Raw genomic sequence first — 20,697 nt, forward strand, 5'->3', positions numbered from 1 at the left:
TTAAAGTAATGTTTCTTGATTATTTTGAATTATATTTTTTAAAAACGTAATTCTATGCAAAGGAGAATAACTATGTTTTTTAATTGCATCAATGTGCTGTTTTGTTCCATAACCTTTGTTTTTATCCCAATAATATTGCGGGAAACTAATTGCAGCATTTTTCATTATTTCATCTCTTTTAACTTTTGCCAAAATTGAAGCTGCCGCAATTGAGAAAGATTTTGCATCTCCTTTCACAATTGTTTTAGTTGGAATTTTAGAATTGAATGATTTGTTCCCATCAATGATAATTAAATTTGGTTTTGTTTTCAGATTTTCAACTGCAATTTTCATTGCCTTTAAAGTTGCTTGAAGAATATTAATTCTATCAATTTCTTTTTCATCAACAATTCCATACGCAAAACTGATTGCTTTTTCTTTTATTAATTTATCTAAACTTTCTCTCAAATTTTCTGAAAGTTGTTTTGAATCATTTACACCGGGAATAAAAACTTCTTTTTCAAAAATTACTGCTGCTGCAACTACCGGTCCAGCTAATGGTCCGCGACCAGCTTCATCAATTCCGGCAAGGAAATAATTCTTATCTAAAATAAATTGCAGATCAAATATTTTATTTTTTTCCAAAATCATCCAGCTAAAATTGCAATCAATCCAAACAACATGCTGAGTTTTAGTAAATGGCTTATTTGAGATATTTTATTTTCAAAATTATTTTTTAGTATAAGTTTTAATACATACGCCAAAATTAAATTAACAGAAAAAAGTACAATAATAAAATACTCAATTTTGTAAATGGAATTTACAAATGGATAAAATGTAAATAGAATTAAAACAATTATGAGAAATGACAAAAATATTTTAGTTGATTTCATTCCAAATTTTAATGGAAAAGTAATTATATTATTTTCCAAATCACCTTTTTGATCTTCAACATCTTTTACAATTTCTCGAATTAAATTTACTAAGAATGCAAACAATGCCGGAATAATTGCGGCTTGTAAATTATTAACCGCAATTCCGCCATAAATAAATGCCAATGCCGTACAAAAAGCGACTGTTAAATTTCCAAGGAGAATTATTCTTTTTAATAAATATGAATAAAGAAGTAAAATTAGACTTACCAAAATTGCAATAAAGAATAAATCCCATGAAACTGAATAAGATAAAAATAATCCACCAGCGGTAAATATTATATATAAAATAATTGCAAAGTTTATTGAGATTTCATTTGAAGGAAGCGGTCTCTCTGGACGATTAATTAAATCAATATTATAATCAAAGATATCATTAATTATATTTCCAGCTGCCGCAATTAATGATGCTGAAAAAGCCGCAAAAAAAATATTTTGAGAAACATAAAAATCTTCTGAAGAAATTATTGCGGATGAAATTACAACAATAAATGTTATGAGAAAATTTATTGGTCGAGAAATTTTTATTATTGCCAAAAATATTTTCATAAAAATAATTTACTTTGTTTTATCTGAATTTATAAATTTTACAAACTCTAAAAATCATTTACTAAGCCGAAATGAATAAATCCATTAAGCAAAGAAGTTCCTTCGGCAATTGCATAACTAACTTTCATAATTCCCAAACCGGTTTCTAAACTTAATCCAAATCCGTACCCATTTGCAAATCTTTCTTGTCGAATTGCTGAATTTTCTAAATTGTTTGTCTGCAAAAAATAACCGCTATCCCAAAATGCAAAAAGAAAACTTCTTTGCGAAAGTAAAAATCTATATTCAAGATTTGACCAAATTACTCTATTTCCAATAAAAGAGTTTTCTCTGTAACCTCTCAAAGAATTTGTTCCGCCAAATTGGAAATAATCACTTGCATCAAAATAATCACCAATAATTTCTTTTGCATCAATCTCCAGAGAAAGAACTTGCGATTTGAAAAATGAATAATATCCGCCGAACTCAAGCTCATAATTATGATAATTAATATTTCCGTTTAATTCAGAATTAGCCAAAGAATTTATTTTTTTTTGTCGGTATTTATATGTTGATCCAAAAACCAAACCCTTTGTTGGAGAAAAAATATCATCGCGATAATCAATTTTTACTTTCAATCCGCTGTTTAATGAAGAAGAATTCGGAATATTATTTATTGTCGTTTGAGTCAATGTGGGTATAACAAATTCACTTTCTAAAATTAATGCAGCGCTGATATTTTCCGTTGCGAGAAATTCCAAACTTCCGCCAAATAATCTTTTAACGTAAGAGCTGTCTTGCTTTCTCTGAAAAAATTCTAAATTAAGATTAAACGGATAATTAAAAATCCACGGTTCTAAATATTTTAAACTAAGCTCTTGAGTTGTGCTACTTTCTTGCTGCCATTTTATTGCGGTTCCGCGACCGGTTCCAAATAAATTTCTTAAAATAATATTTACAAAACCAGTTAAATAACCTTTCCCGATTTCAGTTTGTGCGGGAACGTAACCAATTATTCCATCAAATGAATTTGTATTTTTTTCTTTGATAGAAATTTTAAGAACTCCATTATTTTCATTATCAACAAAATATTTTGGAGTTTCAACCGATTCAAAAAAATTTAACTTATTAAGAAGAATTGGAATTCTATCAATTTTCTCTTGAGAATATTTTTCATCACTTGCAATTCTTAATTCATTAATAATTACATTATTATTTGTTTTAATATTTCCTTCAATTTCAACTTTGCTGATTTTTTGCAATTCACCTTTTTGAATTGAAATATAAATATCTGCAAATTTATTTTTGTTACTATCAGAACTTATTATAACTGATTGAATTTTAACTTCAGCAAAAGGATATCCATTATTTTCATAAAAATTTAAAACATTATTTATTTCAAACTCCAAATACTCCGGATTAAATTGAGCATCAACAAGTTTTTGAAAATATTTTTCGTAAATGAGTGAGTCTGAATTGTTCTCATTGATAACATTAATTTTTCGAATAATAATTATTTCATTTTCTGAAATTTTATTTAAATCATTTTGAGAATAAATTGTAAGTGAGAATAAAAACGAAATGACGAAAATAATTTTATTAAATGGTTGGCGAATCATCAATTAATTTTATTTTTTTTCCTATTTCTTGAATTGTAACTTGTGAAGTTAACTTTTGTGCATTTTCCAATTTTACTTTACAAACTTCTAAGGTTGAAGCATTCAAAGCGCCAAGCGCCGAGCCCAATTTAACAAAATCATTAAATATTAGTGATTTTTCCAAACCATAAATTATTCCGGCTAAAAATGCATCTCCGCTTCCGGTTGGATTTATTTCTTCAACAATCGGATTTTCTACTTTATAATTAAAATCAGCTTTCGACGTGTAGAAGGAATTTTTTCCGTTTGTGATAAATGATAAATTTATTCCGGATTTATAAAAATCATTTAAAATATTTTGATAATCTTTTTCGGAATCTAATTTTACTTTAAGATGTTTTTTTATTTCATCAGCATTATTGTGAATAACTGTTGGGCTTAATTTTATTAGCTTTTCGAGATTTTCACCGTAAGTATCAAGAACGGAAATTTTATCATATTGATTGCAAAACTCTAAACCTTTTTCAATAATTTGTGAACAATTTTCGCTCGGCACACTTCCGGAAAAAACTACGATTGAAGAATTTATAATTGCTTTTTCCATTTTGGAAATGAATTGAGAAATTTCTTCATTTGAAATTATTTGATTAACTCCAAAATATGTTTGAAGTTTTTTATTTGTTTCATCAAAAATTAAAGAAGCTTCTCGCGTTTCCGATTTTGTATTTATTGAGCTGAAATTAATATTTTCTTTTTCAAGAATTGATCTAATTATTTTGCCTTTGTTTCCGCCAAGAAAAGTTAATGAGTGATTTTGAATTCCTAAAAAATTTAGTTGGCGACTAATGTTAATTCCTTTTCCGCCGGCAGAATAATTTTCTTTGTATGCACGGTAATTTTGCGAAAGATCTTTAAAAAATAAATTTCTTTCTAATAACGGATTTAATGTAATTGATAATACCATTTTTAAGGTCTGTATCTAAACCAATCTCCGTAAGCCGGATTTTCTAATCTGTAATCGCCAAAATTTGTTTGGTCGACAAAAATAAAACTTCTATTCAATATGTAATAATCCCATATTTCATATGGCTTTGAGTCAATTTCATATGGTCGTCTTGTAACTTGATCCGGTGGACCAAGAGTTATATAAACCATTCCCATATCACTTCGCCAACCTTTAAAATATCCGTCAAAATTATCGTTCGCATATTCAACTCTTCTGTAATATTCATTCAATGTTTCATTCTCAATTGTATTTGGCGAAGGATCTAATCTCTTCCAATAATTTAAATATCGTTTTAATTTTTCATCATAATTTTCACCATCTTCAATAAAAGAAACATCATCTGAATTTGCTATGTACTGCATTTGTTTTATTGATTCATCTAAATCTTTAATTGATGTCGGATATCCAAATATTTTAGAGTAGATTTTTTTAGCAATCCCTTTTATAATTTTATGATTTTCATCATTAACTTTTACAACAATTTGGTAATCGCCTAAAGCAAATTTTATGTTTTCAAGAGTTTCATGAATTTCATTTTTGCCAATTTTAAGTTCTCGAACTACATCATTTTTAAAGAGTTGATTTCCTTCTTTATCAACAATATTATATGAAATATTTTGCATTCCATCTTTATTTGTATAAAGTTCGTAGAAGAACGAAAGTGCAGAATCATGCGAAGTTACCATATTTGAAATATTTGGAATTATTTTTGAACCTTCGTTTGTTTCAATAAATTCGGATACAATTATTATATCGCTTAAATCCAAAACTTTTGAAAATTCTCTCACTTTTATATTTTGTTCAAACGGATGATATTTTCGCGATTCCAAATCTTCAATTTTGCATACAAACTTATATTCACCCGGTACAAGTGTTAAAGATTTATAACTTATATTAAAACTTGAGTTAGATTCTGTCTGTTTAAAATTTTGAGTGTTAACTTTTTCATTCCATTGTTTTTCCAATTTCAAATTTTCATCTTCAACATCGTATAAAGAAATTGTAACTGCGTACTTTGCAGAATAGCCCAAGTTGGTTTTAATGAACTGAATATTTGAATATGGAATTTTTATGAAAACATCAATTTTGGATTTACCGGAATCTTGACTTGCATAATTTGCAATATCAATGAAAAATTTTGGTGTTTGTCCCGCAGTTCCGCCTTTTCTGGAATATTCAACTTGAGCAAAAATATTTGCTAAACAGAAAAACAAAATTAAAAGTGTTTTCATTTTAGTTCCCAAATTTTAAACTAATTTTCCATATAAATCATACTCATTACAATCAACAATTTCAATGAAATAAAATTCACCCAGTTTTAACATTTTTTGATCAGACTTAATTAAAACTTCACCGTCAACTTCCGGCGCATCCCATTCGGTTCTGCCTATAAAATATTCACCTTCAATATCATCAATTATAACTTTAATTTGCTTTCCAATTTTTTGTCTGTTTTTTGCATAAGAAATTTCTTTCTGAATTTCCATAATTTCAGATTTTCTTTCTTCTTTTAATTCTTCCGAAATTGGATTTCCTAAAATGAAACTCGGTGTATTTTCTTCAACCGAATAATTAAAAACTCCAACTTTATCAAACTTAAATTCTTGTATAAATTTTTTCAATTCGTCAAATTCAATTTCAGTTTCATTCGGATATCCAACAATAAACGTAGTACGCAACGCTAAATTAGGAATTTTCGATTTTAATTTTTGTAATAAATTTATTGTTGTATTTTTTGTAATTCCTCTTCGCATTGATTTTAAAACTGAATCTGAAATATGCTGAAGCGGAATATCAATATATTTACAAATTTTAGGATTCACTGCAATTTCATCAATTAGATCTTTCGGAAAATGCGATGGATATGCGTATAAAAGTTTTATCCATTCAACTCCATTTATTTCAGAAATTTTGTGTAAGAGTTCCGCAAGATTTCGTTTTCCATAAATATCTTTGCCGTAATCTGTTGTATCTTGTCCAATTATAATTAATTCTTTTACACCTTTTTTAACCAGCGAATTTACTTCATTTAACAAATCTTCAATCGGTTTTGATTTGTGCAAACCCCGCATTAATGGAATTGAACAAAACGAACAAGGATTATCACATCCTTCAGAAATTTTCAAATAAGCAAAATGTTTGGGAGTTGTTAATTCTCTTTCACCTAACAATTCTTTTTTAAGATTTCCGCCAAACTCTTTAACAATTCCTTCATAATCTTCTGTTCCGAAAAAAACATCTACATCCGGAATTTCTGATTTTAATTCATCTTTAAATCGCTCCGATAAACAGCCCGCAACGACAACTTTTTTAATTTTCCCTTGTTTCTTTAGTTCAATCGCCTCAAGAATTGTATTGATAGATTCTTCTTTTGCGGCATCAATAAATCCGCAAGTATTTATAATTATGCTATCCGAATTTTCTGAAGTGTTTGTAATTTCAAAATTATTAGCAATAAGTTGATTTGCCAAACGTTCCGAATCAACAATATTTTTTGAACAGCCTAAAGTAATAATTTCTATTCTATTTTTATTTTCTGACATTAAGAATTTTCTTAGAAGTTGATAAACAAATTTACTATTTAAAAGAATAATTTTGTGAAGTGTTTATTTGAGTAGAACCATTTTTTTTACTTTTCTAAAATTTCCATAAGTAAGTTCATAATAATAAATTCCGCTTGATAGTTTTGATCCGTCAAATTCAATTTCATAATTTCCTGGAGTTTTATGTTCGTTAACTAAAGTTTGCAATTCACTTCCAAGAAAATCATATACTTTTAAAGAAATTTTTATATTGTCATTTCGAGGAGTTTGCGACGAGAAATCTCTGAGATTTCTCACTTCGTTCGAAATGACAGTTTTTGGTTGCAACGCATATTTAATTTTTGTGGTTGGATTAAACGGATTTGGAAAATTTTGTTCAAGCGAAAATGAATTGGATATTTTCAAATCATTTATACGAGTAACTTCAGAAGTTCTTTTGTAATAATATAAACTTGCCGGAAAATTTAAAGTAGTTCCGTTATAATCAATTTTTTCTTCACTCAAAGTGTAATAACCCATATCGGCAAAGGGTTTCCAGCAAATTGCTTCGCATTGAGTTTCATCAAAAGAATTCTCAAATGGAAGGATTTCCGGCTGAGAAGAACTTACAGTTTCTGCAATTGTCTTTGAAGGATATCTATACCAATAAAAAATATTTGTGTAAGATTTTAATAGAATTTCAGTTCCATTGGGAGAAATATCTCCGGCGGTTAGATAGTTAAACGGTTTTTCATTTTCCGGATCAAACTCTAATTTAATTTCTGCGGAAATTTCTGCCTCAATATTTGATGTTGTTGATTGCGGAAATGGAAGTCGATAAAATCTGACTTTAGAATTTCTTTTACTTACAATGTATAAATCATTCGAGAGCGGATCTAGCATCAACGTTTCGGCATCTCGCGGATCATCCTGATAATAAAAAGTAATTTTTTCAACGTTACTAATGTTTGAAATTATCGGATTTTGATTTAACGAAACTGAAGGTTCTTCAAATCTATAAATATATTTTAGAGAAAATTGTGCATCATTATCGCCAATATCACCAATATAAATATATGATTTTGAAGCTTCTGGTCCGGGACCAACAGCAATATCTTCCCAATCTCTATTTTCAACTCCGGAAAGAAAATATTCGCCTAAATTTTTTCCAGTTGTATCAAATGCAAAAATTCTGTTTTCATCTCCCGAATCGTTGTGCGTCCAAATAACACCCGGATTTTTTGTACTTGCCGCAATTCCGGAAGCTTCATCAATTGCATCATTTTCTACTAAACCTAAATTTTCTCTTTCACCAATTGCTGGTGGGAAAGTTTGAGCAAAAATTTCAACAAAACTAAATAAGCAAATTAAAAATAATATTTTTCTCAAAAGCATCAACTAATTCTTGTAATACTGCATTGCTTTAGGAATTAATTTTTTCAGATCGCTAATTCTTGTATCATTTGATGGATGAGTGCTTAAAAATTCTGGAGGAGTACCCCCGCCTTGTGCCGCCATTCTCTGCCAAAAGCTAACTGCTTCATTTGGATTGTAACCAGCCATTGCCATAAAAATTAATCCCAAATGATCTGCTTCGCTTTCGTGCAGTCTGCTGAACGGCAATAAAACTCCAACTTGAGCACCAATTCCAAAAGCTGTCATTGCTAATTGCTGAGTTAATTGAGGTTCATTCTGTAAAGCAACTTGTAAACCCATTCCGCCTAATTCAACTAATAGTGATTGACTCATTCTTTCGCCTCCGTGTTCTGCAATTGCATGAGCAATTTCGTGTCCCATAACCGTTGCAATTCCCGCTTCATCTTGGCAGACTGGTAAAATACCGGTATAGAAAACCACTTTTCCACCGGGCATACACCAAGCATTTACTTGATCACTTTCAACTAAATTAAATTCCCAAGAATATCCATCAAGTTGATCTGCCATTTTTTGTTCTGTAAAATATTGTTCAACCGCTTTTTGAATTTTTGAACCGATTTTTTTTATGAGCGCAATATTTTTTGTATCATTACTTAATTTATTTGTTTTCAAAAAATCATCATATTGCTGAAAACTCATTGACATTAATTGCGATGCCGGAATTATATTTAACTGATTTCTTCCCGTAACCGGAACCGTACTACATGAATTCGTAAATATTGAAAAGGCTAACAAAACAATTAATAAAATTTTACTTTTCATTGTTACCTCAAGTTCTTAAAATTTATATGAAATATTATTTAATTTTTTGAATAAACTCAATTGGTGCGCCATTTTCTTCAATGAATGCAACAATATAATTTTCTGATGGTTTATTGGGTTGAATTAATATTTTTTTACCGTTAATTGCTTTATAAACGTCATCAACTTCAAATGCTACATGAGGAATTGTTTTTACAATTTCCGGTAATTTACATTCAGGTAGAAATCTCATCCATTCAATTTTAAATTCACTTGTTTCATATCCTGAAACATATAAATTATGTTTTTCTAAAAATTCTTCATTAGGTTTAATTTCATTTGTAGGAATTCCTAAATGATGGTATTTCAATTTATTTTTCACTTTTTTGTTCCCAACCAATCATTTCGCCGTTTTTAAAAAAATATGTAATTTCACCATAATACCATTGAGTAAACAATCCCCATTTTTCTTTATTCTTTGTAATTTTATCCGGTTTTCCCCAACTATCTTCGAGCATTTTTTCCTTCATTCCTTTCCAAACTTGACCTTTTGCAATTCTCGATCCATTCTCTTTACCATATTTTTTAATTAATTGTTTTATTCTTGCTGATTCAACGTTTTCGGTCAATTTGGTTATTGATTGTTTTAAACTATCAATCTGTTTTAATAAAGCTGATTTCTCATTTAACAAGTTTGATTTTTCATTTGTTAAACTATCCACTAAAAAATTATATCTTTCTTGTGAAATTTTTATTTCTGATTGACTAAAAATTATTGAATTAACAATCAAAAAAAGTGGAATAAAAATTCTTCGCATATTTAATTCTTAAAGTTTGAAAAAAGTTTTTAGTTCTTGACAAATAAAACCAGATAAACATAAACCGTTGGTGCGGTTAATAAAAGTGAATCGAATCTATCAAAAATTCCTCCGTGACCGGGAATTAAATTTGATGAATCTTTCACTCCGGCATCTCTTTTAAATAAGCTTTCAACCAAATCACCAAGTTGACCAATAAATCCAACAATAATTCCAATAATTATTGAATCTAACAATGTTAAGCTGCCTAAAACCAAAGCTTTTGCGGCAATCATTGCAAAAATGGAAAATACAAAACCCGCAATTGCGCCTTCCCAGCTTTTGTTTGGACTAACTCTTGGAAATAATTTGTGTTTTCCAAAGGCGGAACCAATAAAAAATGCTGCGGAATCACAAATCCAAATTGATGCTAAAATTGAAATTATTAAATATCCGCCTTCATCATATAATAATTCTGAAAAATTATAGAATTCTCTAATTCCTAAAATTGATGCGGAAAACATTCCTAAATATAAAATTCCTAAAAAAGTTGCGCTTATGTTTAAAATTGCAGAAGATTTATTTCTAAAAAGTTCATTGAGCAAAATTAAAATTGCTGAAATTAAAATTATAATTTCAACTTGCATGAAATCGTAATATTTATTTATTACAAAAATTGCAACTGATAAAAATCCTAAAACTAAATTTGGATAAATATTTTTTTTCTTAACTAATTCTGAAAATTCCCAAAATGAAATTAGTCCGATTCCCAAAACAAAAATTAAAAAAGGAATTCTTCCATAAAAACAAGCAGCAAGAATTAATGGAATTGCAACAACCGAAACTAAAATTCTAACAGAAGTATTTCCTAAAGCCAAAATTTATTCTTCCTTGTTAATATCAGAAATAATCTCTTTTGCATCAACCAAATCTTCTTTCTTTACCAAAATTTTTACAATTGATAAATCTCCCGGCGAAGGAAAACTTTTATCTTGCTGAGATAAAATTATTGATTCAATTCCGGCGCCTTCCAGATTGGCTTTTATCATTTCAGCTTCAATTGTATCCGAAGTTGTAAACACAATTTCCCAATCATCATAATTAATTAAATTGAGTTCAAAACTTTCATTTGTAATTAATTCCGTTCCGCATTCAACACAAACTTTAATTCCTTCAACATATTCAATTTCACAATTTGGACAAATCATTTTGCACCTCTTCGTTATTTACAATCTTATTATAATTTTTCTTTAGGAAAAACACAAATGCCGAAAATAAGATTAGCAAGAGAACAAATATTAAAATGTGAGTATTAATTCCTTCCGCATCAACAAAATTTGACTGCATTAATTCTTCTTCGCCAAAAACAAAAAATGCAATTATTGAAATAAAATTATTTAGAAAATGAAGTATGATTGGAACAATAATGGAATTGCTTAAATAAACTGAAAAACCAAAATACATTCCGAGCAAAACCAGCGGAACTAAACCGTATGGATTGAAATGATATATTCCGAAAAAGAAACTTGTTATAAAAATTGATGTTAACGGTTTAAGTTTATATTCAAAACTTTTTTGAACAAAACCCCGAAAGAAAAATTCCTCGCAAATTGCCGGAGTTACGGAAACTGTAATTATTATTAAAATTATTTCAAAAACATTATTTCCGGTTAGCAATTGCAAATATGATTCTTCGACAAGTTTATCAAGTTCATCAAAGAAATTTTTTATTCCTTCAACTAAAGAATTAGATTTTGCAATTTCGTTTATCAAATAATTTTGAACGTGAAGATATTCTTGAAGAAGCGGCATAATTATTACCAATCCCAATACAAAAATTCCCACTTCTTTTGGATTCGGCATTCTGAAACGAACGATGGAAGTTACATCTATAAAAACTAATTTACTGAAAAGTATTGCGGGAAAAAGTATAAATAAAATTTGAGAGCCGATTGTTAACAAACGCATCAAATTCATATCTGCATTTTTAATATCAAACCCAAAAATACCTAATGCTAAAAGTCCGCCGCCAAATTGAAAAATAAAAAAGACAGCTATTAAACCTAAAACTGCCGCTTTAGTGGGAGACATTGTCGGTACATTTTGAAATTGATTTGGATTATTTTCCGGCTGATTTTGAGTATCAATATTGTTATTATTCATACCGCTAAGATAAATAAAAGGTTTAAGTAATTCTACTATTCTTAATTGCTTAAATTTGAACTGAACTTATTTAGCGAAGATAAGTGCCAGTACCCCCTTAACTGGCAAATAAAAAAGATTACGATTACGGCATTTGATGCTATTTTATTAGTATCATTTTTTTCAAATCAGAGAAGTTACTTGTTTGAAGTCTATAAAAATAAACTCCACTTGCCAAATTTCCAGCATTAAATGGCACACTATATAGACCTGCTTCTTTTATATCATCAATCAGAACTGAAACCTCCCGACCTAAGTTATCATATACTTTTAATGATACATAGCTTTTATCTGAAAGTTGAAAACTTATTTTTGTTTCGGGATTAAAAGGATTAGGATAATTCGAAAATAATTTTGTAATTGAAGGAATATTATCATATTCTGCAAAATCAATTGAAAATTTATTCAAACCAATTATTTCTGTTGAAACTTCATTACTAAAATTTGACAAATTACCCGTTAAGTCTTCTGCTTTAATTTTATAAAAGGCATCTTGTCCTACTCCGCCATATAAATTTAATGTTACACTTTGATCGGTATAAGTCGTATTTGTGGTTGTTGCTAATTGTATCCAATTTCCAAATTCAAGTTTTCTGAAAATCACATATCTTTTAAGGTCAGGTTCATTATTTGCTGCCCAATCTAATTTGGGTTTGTTATTATATGTTCCACCGGCAGATATTGTCAAATTTTGTGGGTTTAATGGAACAGCATCACACTGTCTGTATTTTATATAACCTGAATTATCACTATAATATACAACATATAAATCATTTGAAACACTATAAATAGCCGGATAATAACCATCTGTTTCAATTGAACTTTCTGAACTCCAGTAGCTACCATTATAATTACGGTATAAAACACTTTCGTAATCTACGTATACAATGTGTGTTTTGTTATCATAAGAATTAGAAATTGAAACAACTGGGTTTACAGCTGAGAAAGACTTTATTAGTGTACCTGACGACCAAGAAGTCCCTCCCAATGATCTTTCTTTTACATATAAATCAGAATGATATTGGCCCATACCTGCTACGAATTCACAATAAAAATCGAATAATTTTGAGGAACTATTTCCAATTTTTTCAACCATTGAACCCTGACTAAAAACTGTTTGCGGAGTTTGCCAATTTGAATTGTATTTGTCTCTTTCCATTGCTATACCGCTATTACTAGTTGGGTCCTCACTTTGCCCAGTATTAACAGAAACATGTACTCTGTTTTCTGAAACGCTGACTGTCGGGAAACCACCATATTGTAAAGAACTATGATCTGTAACATTTTTGTAATCTACCCATTGGTTACTTGAGTTAATTCTATAATAATGCGTTTCATAATCTGGGTAACTGTCTTGAGTGGCATAAACTAGGTGCAACCCCGTATAATCATAAACAATATCAACAGCGTTACAATAATTAGCACCTATAGCTTTATCTACAATTGGAGTCCAGCTTTGACCCGCATTTGTTGAGTATTTGGCTTTTAAATTGTTACCAAGTTTATAAACAACATAAACTTTATCATTATTACCGGCAACATTTGGGAATTCTGCATTACCAGCTGTTTCAATTGTAGAACTTCTTACAACAGAGCCGGTGCTATTTAATAAATAATATTTAATTGAATTTGAAGAGTTTGAATTTTGAACAATTATATGATTACCGGCTTTATTTGTATATAAATCCATCTTTTGCAAATTGGGTTCATTAATTGTTGTTGTAACTATATTATTCCAGCTTTGAGAATAATTTATTGAACAGAGCAATAAAAAAGATAAAATTATTTTTTTCATACTTTGTTTTCCTTAATTAAATTCTATTTTAATAAAATTGATTTAACTGTTGCGGAATAATTATTAGTAGTAAGTCGAATTAAATAAATTCCGGAAGGGACTAATTTTCCATTATAATCCCTTGCTTCCCAGCTTAAAGAATAGTTACCGGGAGCTGTTACTTTTTCTAGTAAGGTAATTATTTCTTCCCCAATAATATTATATATTTTTACCGAGACTTTTGATGATTCAGTAATGTCAAATTTAATGGTTGTTTGTGGATTGAAGGGATTGGGATAAACCGGATACAGTTTAAAATCAACCGGAATAGTGTTACTTTCTTCTTTTATATCAACTAGAAAATTTGGTTTGTATATTCGGTTGAACCATTTTATTCCCACATTTGATTTAATATCCCACATATTAATAAGCAGTTCTTGTCTTTCATCATCTCTCTCATCATCAACCATATTATAAAGATTAGCACCATAATAACCCATATAGTTATTTTCCCAATTATGCCGTTTATAATAGAAAACTTCATATTTTTGTTGCTCTAAACTTCCTACAAATTTCAGAATTATAACAGTCATATCAAGTCCAAATAAAACTTCTTCTTTACCATCCTTATCAACATCAATAACTTGAATATTTCCTGCATCTGTAGAAAATATCCCTTTAAGATCAATTTTTCCAACGGCATGATAACTATTATTTCCGTTTGCTTCAAAAATTGTTATTCTTGTAATTGCCACACCATCAAAAAAAGCATCGCCGCCAATCCAAATTTCTTTTTTACCATTACCATCAAGATCATTTGTTGATGCGCATAAGTAAGCATTATATGTCTCAACCATTCCCTTATAATTAGGTGCATAACAATCATTTCCGCAATTTTCAATTGAGAGAATTTTACCATGAATACTCCCGCAAAAAAATTCCGTTTTACCGTCTTGGTCAAAATCTCCGATTGAAAAACCGCTATAGAAAAGATCGAGGTGATAATAATCATATTCAAAGATTTTGATAAAATTGTTTTGTTGATGATTATACTCATAAATATTAATTAACAGAGGATTTGAAGGAAGTATAAAAATTTGGTCAGTATCATCGTCCCCATCCCAATGTCCAAATAGATTATCATTCTGTTGATTATTTGAATCTTTTGGTTGAAAACTGAATGACAATTCTGTGGCAAGGGATAAATCTGAACTTTTTTTGTAATATAAAAATTGGTTTACATTCCAGTTTATAATGGTATCATTAAAATTCTTTAATAGAACTAATTCATTATTTGTATCGCCATCCACATCAAATATGGATCTTGCAATAACTGTATTAATATCATATTTATGGGCAAAATTAAAGTTGCCTTGTGCATTCATCTCATATGAAACAATATCAGTGTGTGGTGTAGTATAATCTTTCATTTGTCCATAAAGTTCTGCAAAACCATTGTTGTTAATATCGCCAACAAGCAAAGTTCTAAAATTCCCAATCGGTACTTCCTGCCAAAAACTGTACATATTCGAATAAAGAGAAGTATCAATAGCGTTCAAATCAATAACTGTGCTATCAAAGTTTGGTGAATATGTTGTTTTGTGTAATGCTTTATATTCTTTCTTATAATCACCAATATTTTTGTAGAGTAATTTTCCATTTGGGTATTGCAGTTTCAGTATATCTTTTTCAATTTCCGTTGCTTTTACATCCACTTTTGATTGTAATTTTTCTACTATAATATTTCGGTTTTGTGTTTCTTTTTGTGCAAATAAAAGATTAGTAAAAAACATAAAAATTAAAATTGCCCAAAGTATTTTTGCCATCTTAATATCCTTTTAATTGGGAAGAAATAATATTCATTTTTACTAATTACCAAAGTTAAACAAAACCAACAGGGTAAAAATTATAATCGGATATTATGTCTTGGGGGGGGTATTAAAATTAAATATGTAATTTCTAAGCGACATATTTTAAATTATTTTAATGAACTATGTAATTAAATTTATTATTATTGTCAATACTTATAATAAGAAATATATCATTTATTTAGATTTAAAACATTATGAAGTATATTTTTGATATATAATTTCGGTCGGTCTTAAAATTATTTTGTTGAAGCCAATTTTGGTTTTATTCCTTCGTAGCTTGTAAGTTCTGCATCAATTGAACCAATTAGAATTTTGGATTTAACTTTTACCGGCATTTTTACATCATCATCTGTCAGCCAAACAATAATGCTTCCTTCATTTTTAAATAAACCGCCTTCAACAACTAACGGTTCAATCATTATACAATTAAAAGTTCCGGCATCAACTTTTACTTTTTCTTTGCCACGATAAACAACATCAAGCGGATAAACTTTATCTTTGAAAAAATTTTCCAAATGAAAACTTTCGCCTTCTTTTAAAGATTCAAAATCAAAAGTTCTTGCAAGATAAAAAGCAGAAACTATATCATTTACGTAATCCGGAATTTCATAAGTCCCTTTACTTGTTTTTGCGGAATTTTTTCTTTGATCAAAAAAAGCGGAAAAATCTCTCGAAAAATTTCCTTCACGAATATGCTGTTCAAATCTCCAAGGAAATAATCCTTTTACATCAAAATAAGTTTCATAACGATCGCGGACTTTGAAAAACGAATCAAAACTTTCAACAGAATTTACATTAAATCTTACATGATAAACATCGCGTTTTGCAATTTTTTTTATAGATGGAATTTCCATAACTGCAACGCCGGCGGTGACAAAACCGTATTTTACATCAAATGTTAATCTTTCTCCAACAGAAAATGCATTATTTTCAAGTTCTCTAAATTCTTTTTTTTGAGCAAATAAACTTGATATGCTAAAAATTATGAATAAAATTATTAACGATTTATTTTTCAAAATTTTCTCCAGTTTCGGAAAATGTTAATTATCATACAATAAAAAATGTTCAAGGTTTCACTTACAAATTTTAATTTATAATTCATTTTCGAAAGAATAGAAATTTGATTGAATTGTAAACTCATTTCTTGGAAATATACAGATTATCTTTTATGTAAAATCTCCACATCAAATCTTTCGATTTTTTTATCCCAATTCTTTTTGTTGTTACAATTTGGCTTTCTGAAATTTTTTTGGAATTTAATAAATAAATTTCATCGTTGGTTAAGTCAATTCCATATTGATTTTTTGTAATATTGAAAGCTTTACAAATTTTTCCAGGTCCGTTTAGTAATTTAATTTTTTCAGATTTATTCAAATCAATTTTACCAAATCTATTATTTGCAAAATTTTCAATTCCATCAATTGGTTCCATTGCTCTAAGTAAAATTGCCGTTCCGTGATTTTTTTCTCCGGTTACAATATTTGCACAAAAGTGTTTTCCATAAGTGAAGTAAACATAAAGAAATCCGCCTTCTTCAAACATAATTTTATTGCGTTCCGTTTTTCCAATAAATGTGTGAGCGGCTTCGTCAATGTTTCCGTCATAAGCTTCAACTTCTACAATTTTTGCCAAAAGTTTTTTGCCGATTCTTTTATCATTAAAAACAAAAATTTTTCCTAATAATTCTTTTGCAACAATTAGAACATCTCTTTTGTAAAAAACTTTTTTTAACTTTTGATTCATAATTATGTTTTGAATAAAAAATTGGATTACAATGAAAACTAAAAAATATTCAACTGTCTTACTAATTTCATTTTTGTTTTTATTTTTAACCGGAATGTTCACACCGGTTCCGGAAGAAGGAATGTTTCCGTTAAGTGAAATTCACAAAATTGATTTGGTGAAAGCCGGATTAAAAATTGATCCGCTTGAAGTTTACAATCCAAACGGAATAAGTTTGATAGACGCTTTAGTAAAAGTCGGCGGATGTTCCGGTTCATTTATTTCCGAAGAAGGATTAATTTTAACAAATCACCATTGTGCATTTGGTGCAATAAGCAAAGCAAGTTCACCGGAAAATAATTATTTAGAAAACGGATTTTTAGCTAAAACAAAATTGGAAGAAATTCCAGCAAAAGGCACAACAGTCAGAATTACAGAATCTTACGAAGATGTTTCGGAAGTAATTTTAAACTCCGTAATAGGAATTGAAGATTTAGCAGAGCGAGCAAAAATAATTGAAGACAAAATGAAAGAACTTGCTGATTCTACGGAAGATAAAACTAATTCAATTGTTGGTGAAGTATCTGAAATGTTTAAAGGAAAAACTTATGTTCTTTTCAAATATAGAATTATAAAAGATGTGCGTTTGGTTTATGCTCCGCCGAGATCAATCGGTGAGTTTGGCGGCGAAACAGATAATTGGGTTTGGCCAAGACACACCGGCGATTTTACGTTTATGCGCGCTTATGTTGCTCCGGATGGAAGTGCAGCAGAATTTGCAGAAAAGAATATTCCGTATTCTCCAAAGAAATATTTAAGAATAAATCCAAATGGAGTTGAAGAAAATGATTTTGTTTTTATTCTTGGTTATCCCGGAACTACGTTTCGCCATCTTCCATCGTACTTTTTAGAATATCAACAGAATTATAATTTACCTTACATTTCAGAAACTTACGAATGGATGATAAATGAGTTAGAAGTAATAAGCAAAAATGATGTTGAACTTCAGTTAAAGTTTGCATCTAACATTAAGCGTTTGGGTAACACAATGAAAAATTTTAAAGGAAAATTGAAAGGATTTAAACGACTTGAACTTGTTGAGAAAAAGCAAAATGAAGAAAAAGAATTATTGGAATTTATTAATGAAAACAATGAACTGAAAAATAATTATGGAAATTTATTTTCAGAGTATAAAAGTAATTATGATAAATTATTTTCAATAGCCGATAAATATTTGTGGTTAAATATGTTTAAAAGATTTTCAACCGGATATAAAATTTCAAATAAAATTTTAGAATATTGTACTGAAATGCAAAAACCGGAAAATGAAAGAAAGGATAATTATAAAAGTGATAAAATTGAAAAAAGCAAAGAACAATTTGTAGAACTTTTAAAGGATTATAATTCGCAGTTTGAAAAATCTTTTTTAAACAAAATGTTTACCGATGCTGAAAAATTGCAGAATAAAATTCAATCTCTGGAAAACGTAAATAATCTAAATGAATTTGTTGAAAACACTTTGATGAACTCAAAAATATTTGAACAAAATAATATTGATGAACTACTTTTAAATTGTCCAGATGAGTTTGAAGATTCATTTATAAATTTAGTAAAAAATCTTGAAAGTGAATTTGAACAAATTGATGAACAGTACGAATCAATTAATAACAGAAATACAAAACTTGCCGCAGAACTTTATGAAGTAAAAAAATTGTGGAAAAAATCTAATTTTATTCCGGATGCTAATTCAACTTTGCGTTTAACTTATGGTTATGTAAAAGGTTATTCTCCTTCAGATGCAGTTTATATGTCGCCGCTTACAACTTTAAGTGGAGTAATTGATAAAAGTTATTTGGGAAGTGAATATGCAATTCCGGATAAACTAAAAACATTGTACAATGATAAGGATTTTGGACAATTTTATGATGAAGAACTTGGTGATGTTCCCGTTGCACTTTTATACAATACAGATACTACCGGCGGAAATTCGGGAAGTCCGATTATGAATGCAAAAGGTGAAATGATTGGAATTAATTTTGATCGAGCCTACGAAGCAACAATAAATGATTTTGCTTGGGATGAATCTTACAGCCGATCAATTGGCGTTGATATTAGATACGTTTTATTTATTACACAAAAACTTGGCGGCGCTGATTATTTATTGGATGAAATTGGAATTTAAATTTTAATTTATGTAGAGACGCATCCTTCAGCTATCGGATTTGCGCCTCTACAAAATTAATCTTTCCAAATAAAATCAAACAACATATATCCGGCAGTTATCATTATAACATCGTAAGAAATTAAAACCATCAATTCTGCGTAAGATTGAACAATTGTATCACCATCCATTGCAAATTTTGTTAATTCCATTAGAGTTAAAATCAGCGGTAATAAAATTGGAAATGATAAAACCGGGTAAAGTGTTCCCTTAGTATTTGCTTTTGAAATAATTGCCGCAATAATTGTTGAAGAAATTGCAATTCCAATACTTCCAAAAAATAATGAAATTAAAAAAAGTGAAAAATTTAGAATTACAAATGATTCGAAAAGTAAGTAGTAAAGAATTACAATTGAAATATTCATAATAAAAACTAAAACAAGATTGAAAAATAATTTGCCAAAATAAATTGTTGATGGTGAAGCAATTAATTGAAGTGTAAGTGTTGTTCCTCGTTCTTCTTCAGAAACAAATGCACGAGATAATCCGGACATTGCAGAAAAGAAAATTACAACCCAAAATAATCCGCCGGTTAAGTGAATGCTTACTTTTTCTTGTCCGATGGAAAATAAAATAACACTGATTGTTACAAGAATAAACATCGCTAAAGCATTTATTGCATAACGTGTTCTTAGTTCCGATTCCCAATCTTTTTTAAATACCGAAATTATTTTCATTCTCTTGATACTATATACTTGATTCTTGATACTTCATTTACTTAAAATTCTCTATTTCCAAAATTTCATTACAAAGTTCTAAATCACTTTCTTCATTTGAAGCGATAATTACTAAATTATTTTTACTTTCTTTTTCAATTATTTCATATACTTTTTCTTTGCCGGAACTATCCAAGTTTGAAGTCGGTTCATCAAAAAATAAAACTTTGGGTGAATGTAAAAGTGCAAATATAAATTTCATTCTCTGTTTCATTCCGCTTGAATATCCTTTTAACAAATCTTTTTTTCGCGGAAGCAATTCAAATTCGTTCAATAAATAATCTGCTCTTTCTTTATCAAATTTAATTCCGCGAATTTTTGCAAAATGATAAAGATTTTCTTCGGCATTAAATTCATCATATAAAACTAAATAAGGTGAAACAAAGCCAATGTGATTGTGAAGTTTTTCCGGTATAATTTCTTTTACAGAATCTTTGTGAATAACTTTCCCATTTGTCGGCGAAATCAATCCGGCAGCAATTTTGACCAATGTGGATTTGCCCGAACCGTTTCTTCCGGAAAATCCATAAATTTTTCCGCTAACAAAATCATAATTAATTTCTTTAAATATTAATCTTCGCCCAAAAGTTTTTGTAATATTCTGAAATGAAAGAGAACTATTATTCATAAAATTTTATTGAGTGAAATTGA

The 20,697-nt window shown here is 29.0% G+C and carries 20 protein-coding genes; 1 reads left to right on the top strand and 19 read right to left on the bottom strand.

The genetic code is table 11. The annotated features are described in order from the left end of the window. The 17 genes from IPH62_03035 to IPH62_03115 all read right to left on the bottom strand — a co-directional run bounded on the left by IPH62_03035 (window position 1) and on the right by IPH62_03115 (window position 17,130). Window positions 1-630: a ribonuclease HII gene (locus IPH62_03035; protein ID MBK7104237.1), complete on the bottom strand. Its 630-nt coding sequence runs from the start codon at window positions 628-630 to the stop codon at window positions 1-3. Next, on the bottom strand, window positions 627-1,460 hold the full coding sequence (locus IPH62_03040; protein MBK7104238.1) for a geranylgeranylglycerol-phosphate geranylgeranyltransferase: 834 nt from the start codon (window positions 1,458-1,460) through the stop codon (window positions 627-629). Before IPH62_03040 ends, IPH62_03035 begins: the two co-directional genes overlap by 4 nt. Window positions 1,461-1,507: 47 nt before the next feature. Further along, the gene (locus IPH62_03045; protein MBK7104239.1) at window positions 1,508-3,058 is read right to left on the bottom strand and encodes a BamA/TamA family outer membrane protein; all 1,551 of its coding nucleotides are present in this window, start codon (window positions 3,056-3,058) and stop codon (window positions 1,508-1,510) included. Next, window positions 3,039-4,001, bottom strand: coding sequence for a 1-phosphofructokinase (locus tag IPH62_03050; protein MBK7104240.1), 963 nt, complete (start codon window positions 3,999-4,001; stop codon window positions 3,039-3,041). The genes IPH62_03045 and IPH62_03050 overlap by 20 nt, the downstream gene beginning before the upstream one ends. A gap of 2 nt (window positions 4,002-4,003) precedes the next feature. Then, complete coding sequence (locus tag IPH62_03055) at window positions 4,004-5,275, bottom strand: GWxTD domain-containing protein (GenBank protein ID MBK7104241.1); 1,272 nt, start codon at window positions 5,273-5,275, stop codon at window positions 4,004-4,006. Window positions 5,276-5,290: 15 nt separating this feature from the next. Next, window positions 5,291-6,586: a 30S ribosomal protein S12 methylthiotransferase RimO gene (gene rimO, locus IPH62_03060; protein MBK7104242.1), complete on the bottom strand. Its 1,296-nt coding sequence runs from the start codon at window positions 6,584-6,586 to the stop codon at window positions 5,291-5,293. Window positions 6,587-6,649: 63 nt separating this feature from the next. Further along, window positions 6,650-7,960: a T9SS type A sorting domain-containing protein gene (locus tag IPH62_03065; GenBank protein ID MBK7104243.1), complete on the bottom strand. Its 1,311-nt coding sequence runs from the start codon at window positions 7,958-7,960 to the stop codon at window positions 6,650-6,652. Window positions 7,961-7,963: 3 nt separating this feature from the next. Continuing rightward, a complete protein-coding gene (locus IPH62_03070) occupies window positions 7,964-8,764 on the bottom strand; it encodes a M48 family metallopeptidase (GenBank protein ID MBK7104244.1) in 801 nt (266 codons plus the stop codon). A 34-nt stretch (window positions 8,765-8,798) separates the two neighbouring features. Continuing rightward, window positions 8,799-9,113 (bottom strand): hypothetical protein, encoded by a 315-nt coding sequence (locus tag IPH62_03075; protein ID MBK7104245.1) that lies wholly within the window; start codon window positions 9,111-9,113, stop codon window positions 8,799-8,801. 1 nt (window position 9,114) lies between these two features. After that, window positions 9,115-9,561: a hypothetical protein gene (locus IPH62_03080; protein ID MBK7104246.1), complete on the bottom strand. Its 447-nt coding sequence runs from the start codon at window positions 9,559-9,561 to the stop codon at window positions 9,115-9,117. Window positions 9,562-9,590: 29 nt separating this feature from the next. After that, window positions 9,591-10,418 (bottom strand): phosphatidate cytidylyltransferase, encoded by an 828-nt coding sequence (locus IPH62_03085; protein ID MBK7104247.1) that lies wholly within the window; start codon window positions 10,416-10,418, stop codon window positions 9,591-9,593. Between the two features lie 3 nt (window positions 10,419-10,421). Continuing rightward, complete coding sequence (locus tag IPH62_03090; GenBank protein ID MBK7104248.1) at window positions 10,422-10,748, bottom strand: DUF2007 domain-containing protein; 327 nt, start codon at window positions 10,746-10,748, stop codon at window positions 10,422-10,424. After that, window positions 10,729-11,703 (bottom strand): CPBP family intramembrane metalloprotease, encoded by a 975-nt coding sequence (locus tag IPH62_03095; GenBank protein ID MBK7104249.1) that lies wholly within the window; start codon window positions 11,701-11,703, stop codon window positions 10,729-10,731. The genes IPH62_03090 and IPH62_03095 overlap by 20 nt, the downstream gene beginning before the upstream one ends. 139 nt (window positions 11,704-11,842) lie before the next feature. Then, a complete protein-coding gene (locus IPH62_03100; GenBank protein MBK7104250.1) occupies window positions 11,843-13,537 on the bottom strand; it encodes a T9SS type A sorting domain-containing protein in 1,695 nt (564 codons plus the stop codon). A gap of 23 nt (window positions 13,538-13,560) precedes the next feature. Beyond that, complete coding sequence (locus tag IPH62_03105; GenBank protein MBK7104251.1) at window positions 13,561-15,342, bottom strand: T9SS type A sorting domain-containing protein; 1,782 nt, start codon at window positions 15,340-15,342, stop codon at window positions 13,561-13,563. A gap of 281 nt (window positions 15,343-15,623) precedes the next feature. After that, window positions 15,624-16,403, bottom strand: a complete 780-nt coding sequence (locus IPH62_03110; protein ID MBK7104252.1) for a DUF3108 domain-containing protein — start codon at window positions 16,401-16,403, stop codon at window positions 15,624-15,626. A gap of 121 nt (window positions 16,404-16,524) precedes the next feature. Continuing rightward, window positions 16,525-17,130: a DNA-3-methyladenine glycosylase gene (locus IPH62_03115; GenBank protein ID MBK7104253.1), complete on the bottom strand. Its 606-nt coding sequence runs from the start codon at window positions 17,128-17,130 to the stop codon at window positions 16,525-16,527. A 31-nt stretch (window positions 17,131-17,161) separates the two neighbouring features. Between IPH62_03115 and IPH62_03120 the strand changes: the two genes are divergently transcribed. Continuing rightward, window positions 17,162-19,291 (top strand): S46 family peptidase, encoded by a 2,130-nt coding sequence (locus IPH62_03120; protein MBK7104254.1) that lies wholly within the window; start codon window positions 17,162-17,164, stop codon window positions 19,289-19,291. Between the two features lie 56 nt (window positions 19,292-19,347). Here the strand turns inward: IPH62_03120 and IPH62_03125 are convergent, their stop codons facing one another. Beyond that, window positions 19,348-20,007, bottom strand: coding sequence for a heme exporter protein CcmB (locus IPH62_03125; GenBank protein ID MBK7104255.1), 660 nt, complete (start codon window positions 20,005-20,007; stop codon window positions 19,348-19,350). Window positions 20,008-20,044: 37 nt separating this feature from the next. After that, window positions 20,045-20,674: an ABC transporter ATP-binding protein gene (locus IPH62_03130; protein ID MBK7104256.1), complete on the bottom strand. Its 630-nt coding sequence runs from the start codon at window positions 20,672-20,674 to the stop codon at window positions 20,045-20,047. Window positions 20,675-20,697 lie beyond the last annotated feature (23 nt).

Source organism: Ignavibacteriota bacterium (assembly GCA_016708125.1).
Taxonomy (GTDB): Bacteria; Bacteroidota; Ignavibacteria; order Ignavibacteriales; family Melioribacteraceae.

What these genes read in the sequence shown, in the direction of transcription:
- IPH62_03070 (MBK7104244.1), bottom strand. Translation starts at nt 8,764, where the DNA reads ATGAAAAGTAAAATTTTATTAATTGTTTTGTTAGCCTTTTCAATATTT.
- IPH62_03045 (MBK7104239.1), bottom strand. Translation starts at nt 3,058, where the DNA reads ATGATTCGCCAACCATTTAATAAAATTATTTTCGTCATTTCGTTTTTA.
- rimO (MBK7104242.1), bottom strand. Translation starts at nt 6,586, where the DNA reads ATGTCAGAAAATAAAAATAGAATAGAAATTATTACTTTAGGCTGTTCA.
- IPH62_03040 (MBK7104238.1), bottom strand. Translation starts at nt 1,460, where the DNA reads ATGAAAATATTTTTGGCAATAATAAAAATTTCTCGACCAATAAATTTT.
- IPH62_03130 (MBK7104256.1), bottom strand. Translation starts at nt 20,674, where the DNA reads ATGAATAATAGTTCTCTTTCATTTCAGAATATTACAAAAACTTTTGGG.
- IPH62_03125 (MBK7104255.1), bottom strand. Translation starts at nt 20,007, where the DNA reads ATGAAAATAATTTCGGTATTTAAAAAAGATTGGGAATCGGAACTAAGA.
- IPH62_03095 (MBK7104249.1), bottom strand. Translation starts at nt 11,703, where the DNA reads ATGAATAATAACAATATTGATACTCAAAATCAGCCGGAAAATAATCCA.
- IPH62_03090 (MBK7104248.1), bottom strand. Translation starts at nt 10,748, where the DNA reads ATGATTTGTCCAAATTGTGAAATTGAATATGTTGAAGGAATTAAAGTT.
- IPH62_03105 (MBK7104251.1), bottom strand. Translation starts at nt 15,342, where the DNA reads ATGGCAAAAATACTTTGGGCAATTTTAATTTTTATGTTTTTTACTAAT.
- IPH62_03080 (MBK7104246.1), bottom strand. Translation starts at nt 9,561, where the DNA reads ATGCGAAGAATTTTTATTCCACTTTTTTTGATTGTTAATTCAATAATT.
- IPH62_03115 (MBK7104253.1), bottom strand. Translation starts at nt 17,130, where the DNA reads ATGAATCAAAAGTTAAAAAAAGTTTTTTACAAAAGAGATGTTCTAATT.
- IPH62_03055 (MBK7104241.1), bottom strand. Translation starts at nt 5,275, where the DNA reads ATGAAAACACTTTTAATTTTGTTTTTCTGTTTAGCAAATATTTTTGCT.
- IPH62_03050 (MBK7104240.1), bottom strand. Translation starts at nt 4,001, where the DNA reads ATGGTATTATCAATTACATTAAATCCGTTATTAGAAAGAAATTTATTT.
- IPH62_03120 (MBK7104254.1), top strand. Translation starts at nt 17,162, where the DNA reads ATGAAAACTAAAAAATATTCAACTGTCTTACTAATTTCATTTTTGTTT.
- IPH62_03100 (MBK7104250.1), bottom strand. Translation starts at nt 13,537, where the DNA reads ATGAAAAAAATAATTTTATCTTTTTTATTGCTCTGTTCAATAAATTAT.
- IPH62_03035 (MBK7104237.1), bottom strand. Translation starts at nt 630, where the DNA reads ATGATTTTGGAAAAAAATAAAATATTTGATCTGCAATTTATTTTAGAT.
- IPH62_03065 (MBK7104243.1), bottom strand. Translation starts at nt 7,960, where the DNA reads ATGCTTTTGAGAAAAATATTATTTTTAATTTGCTTATTTAGTTTTGTT.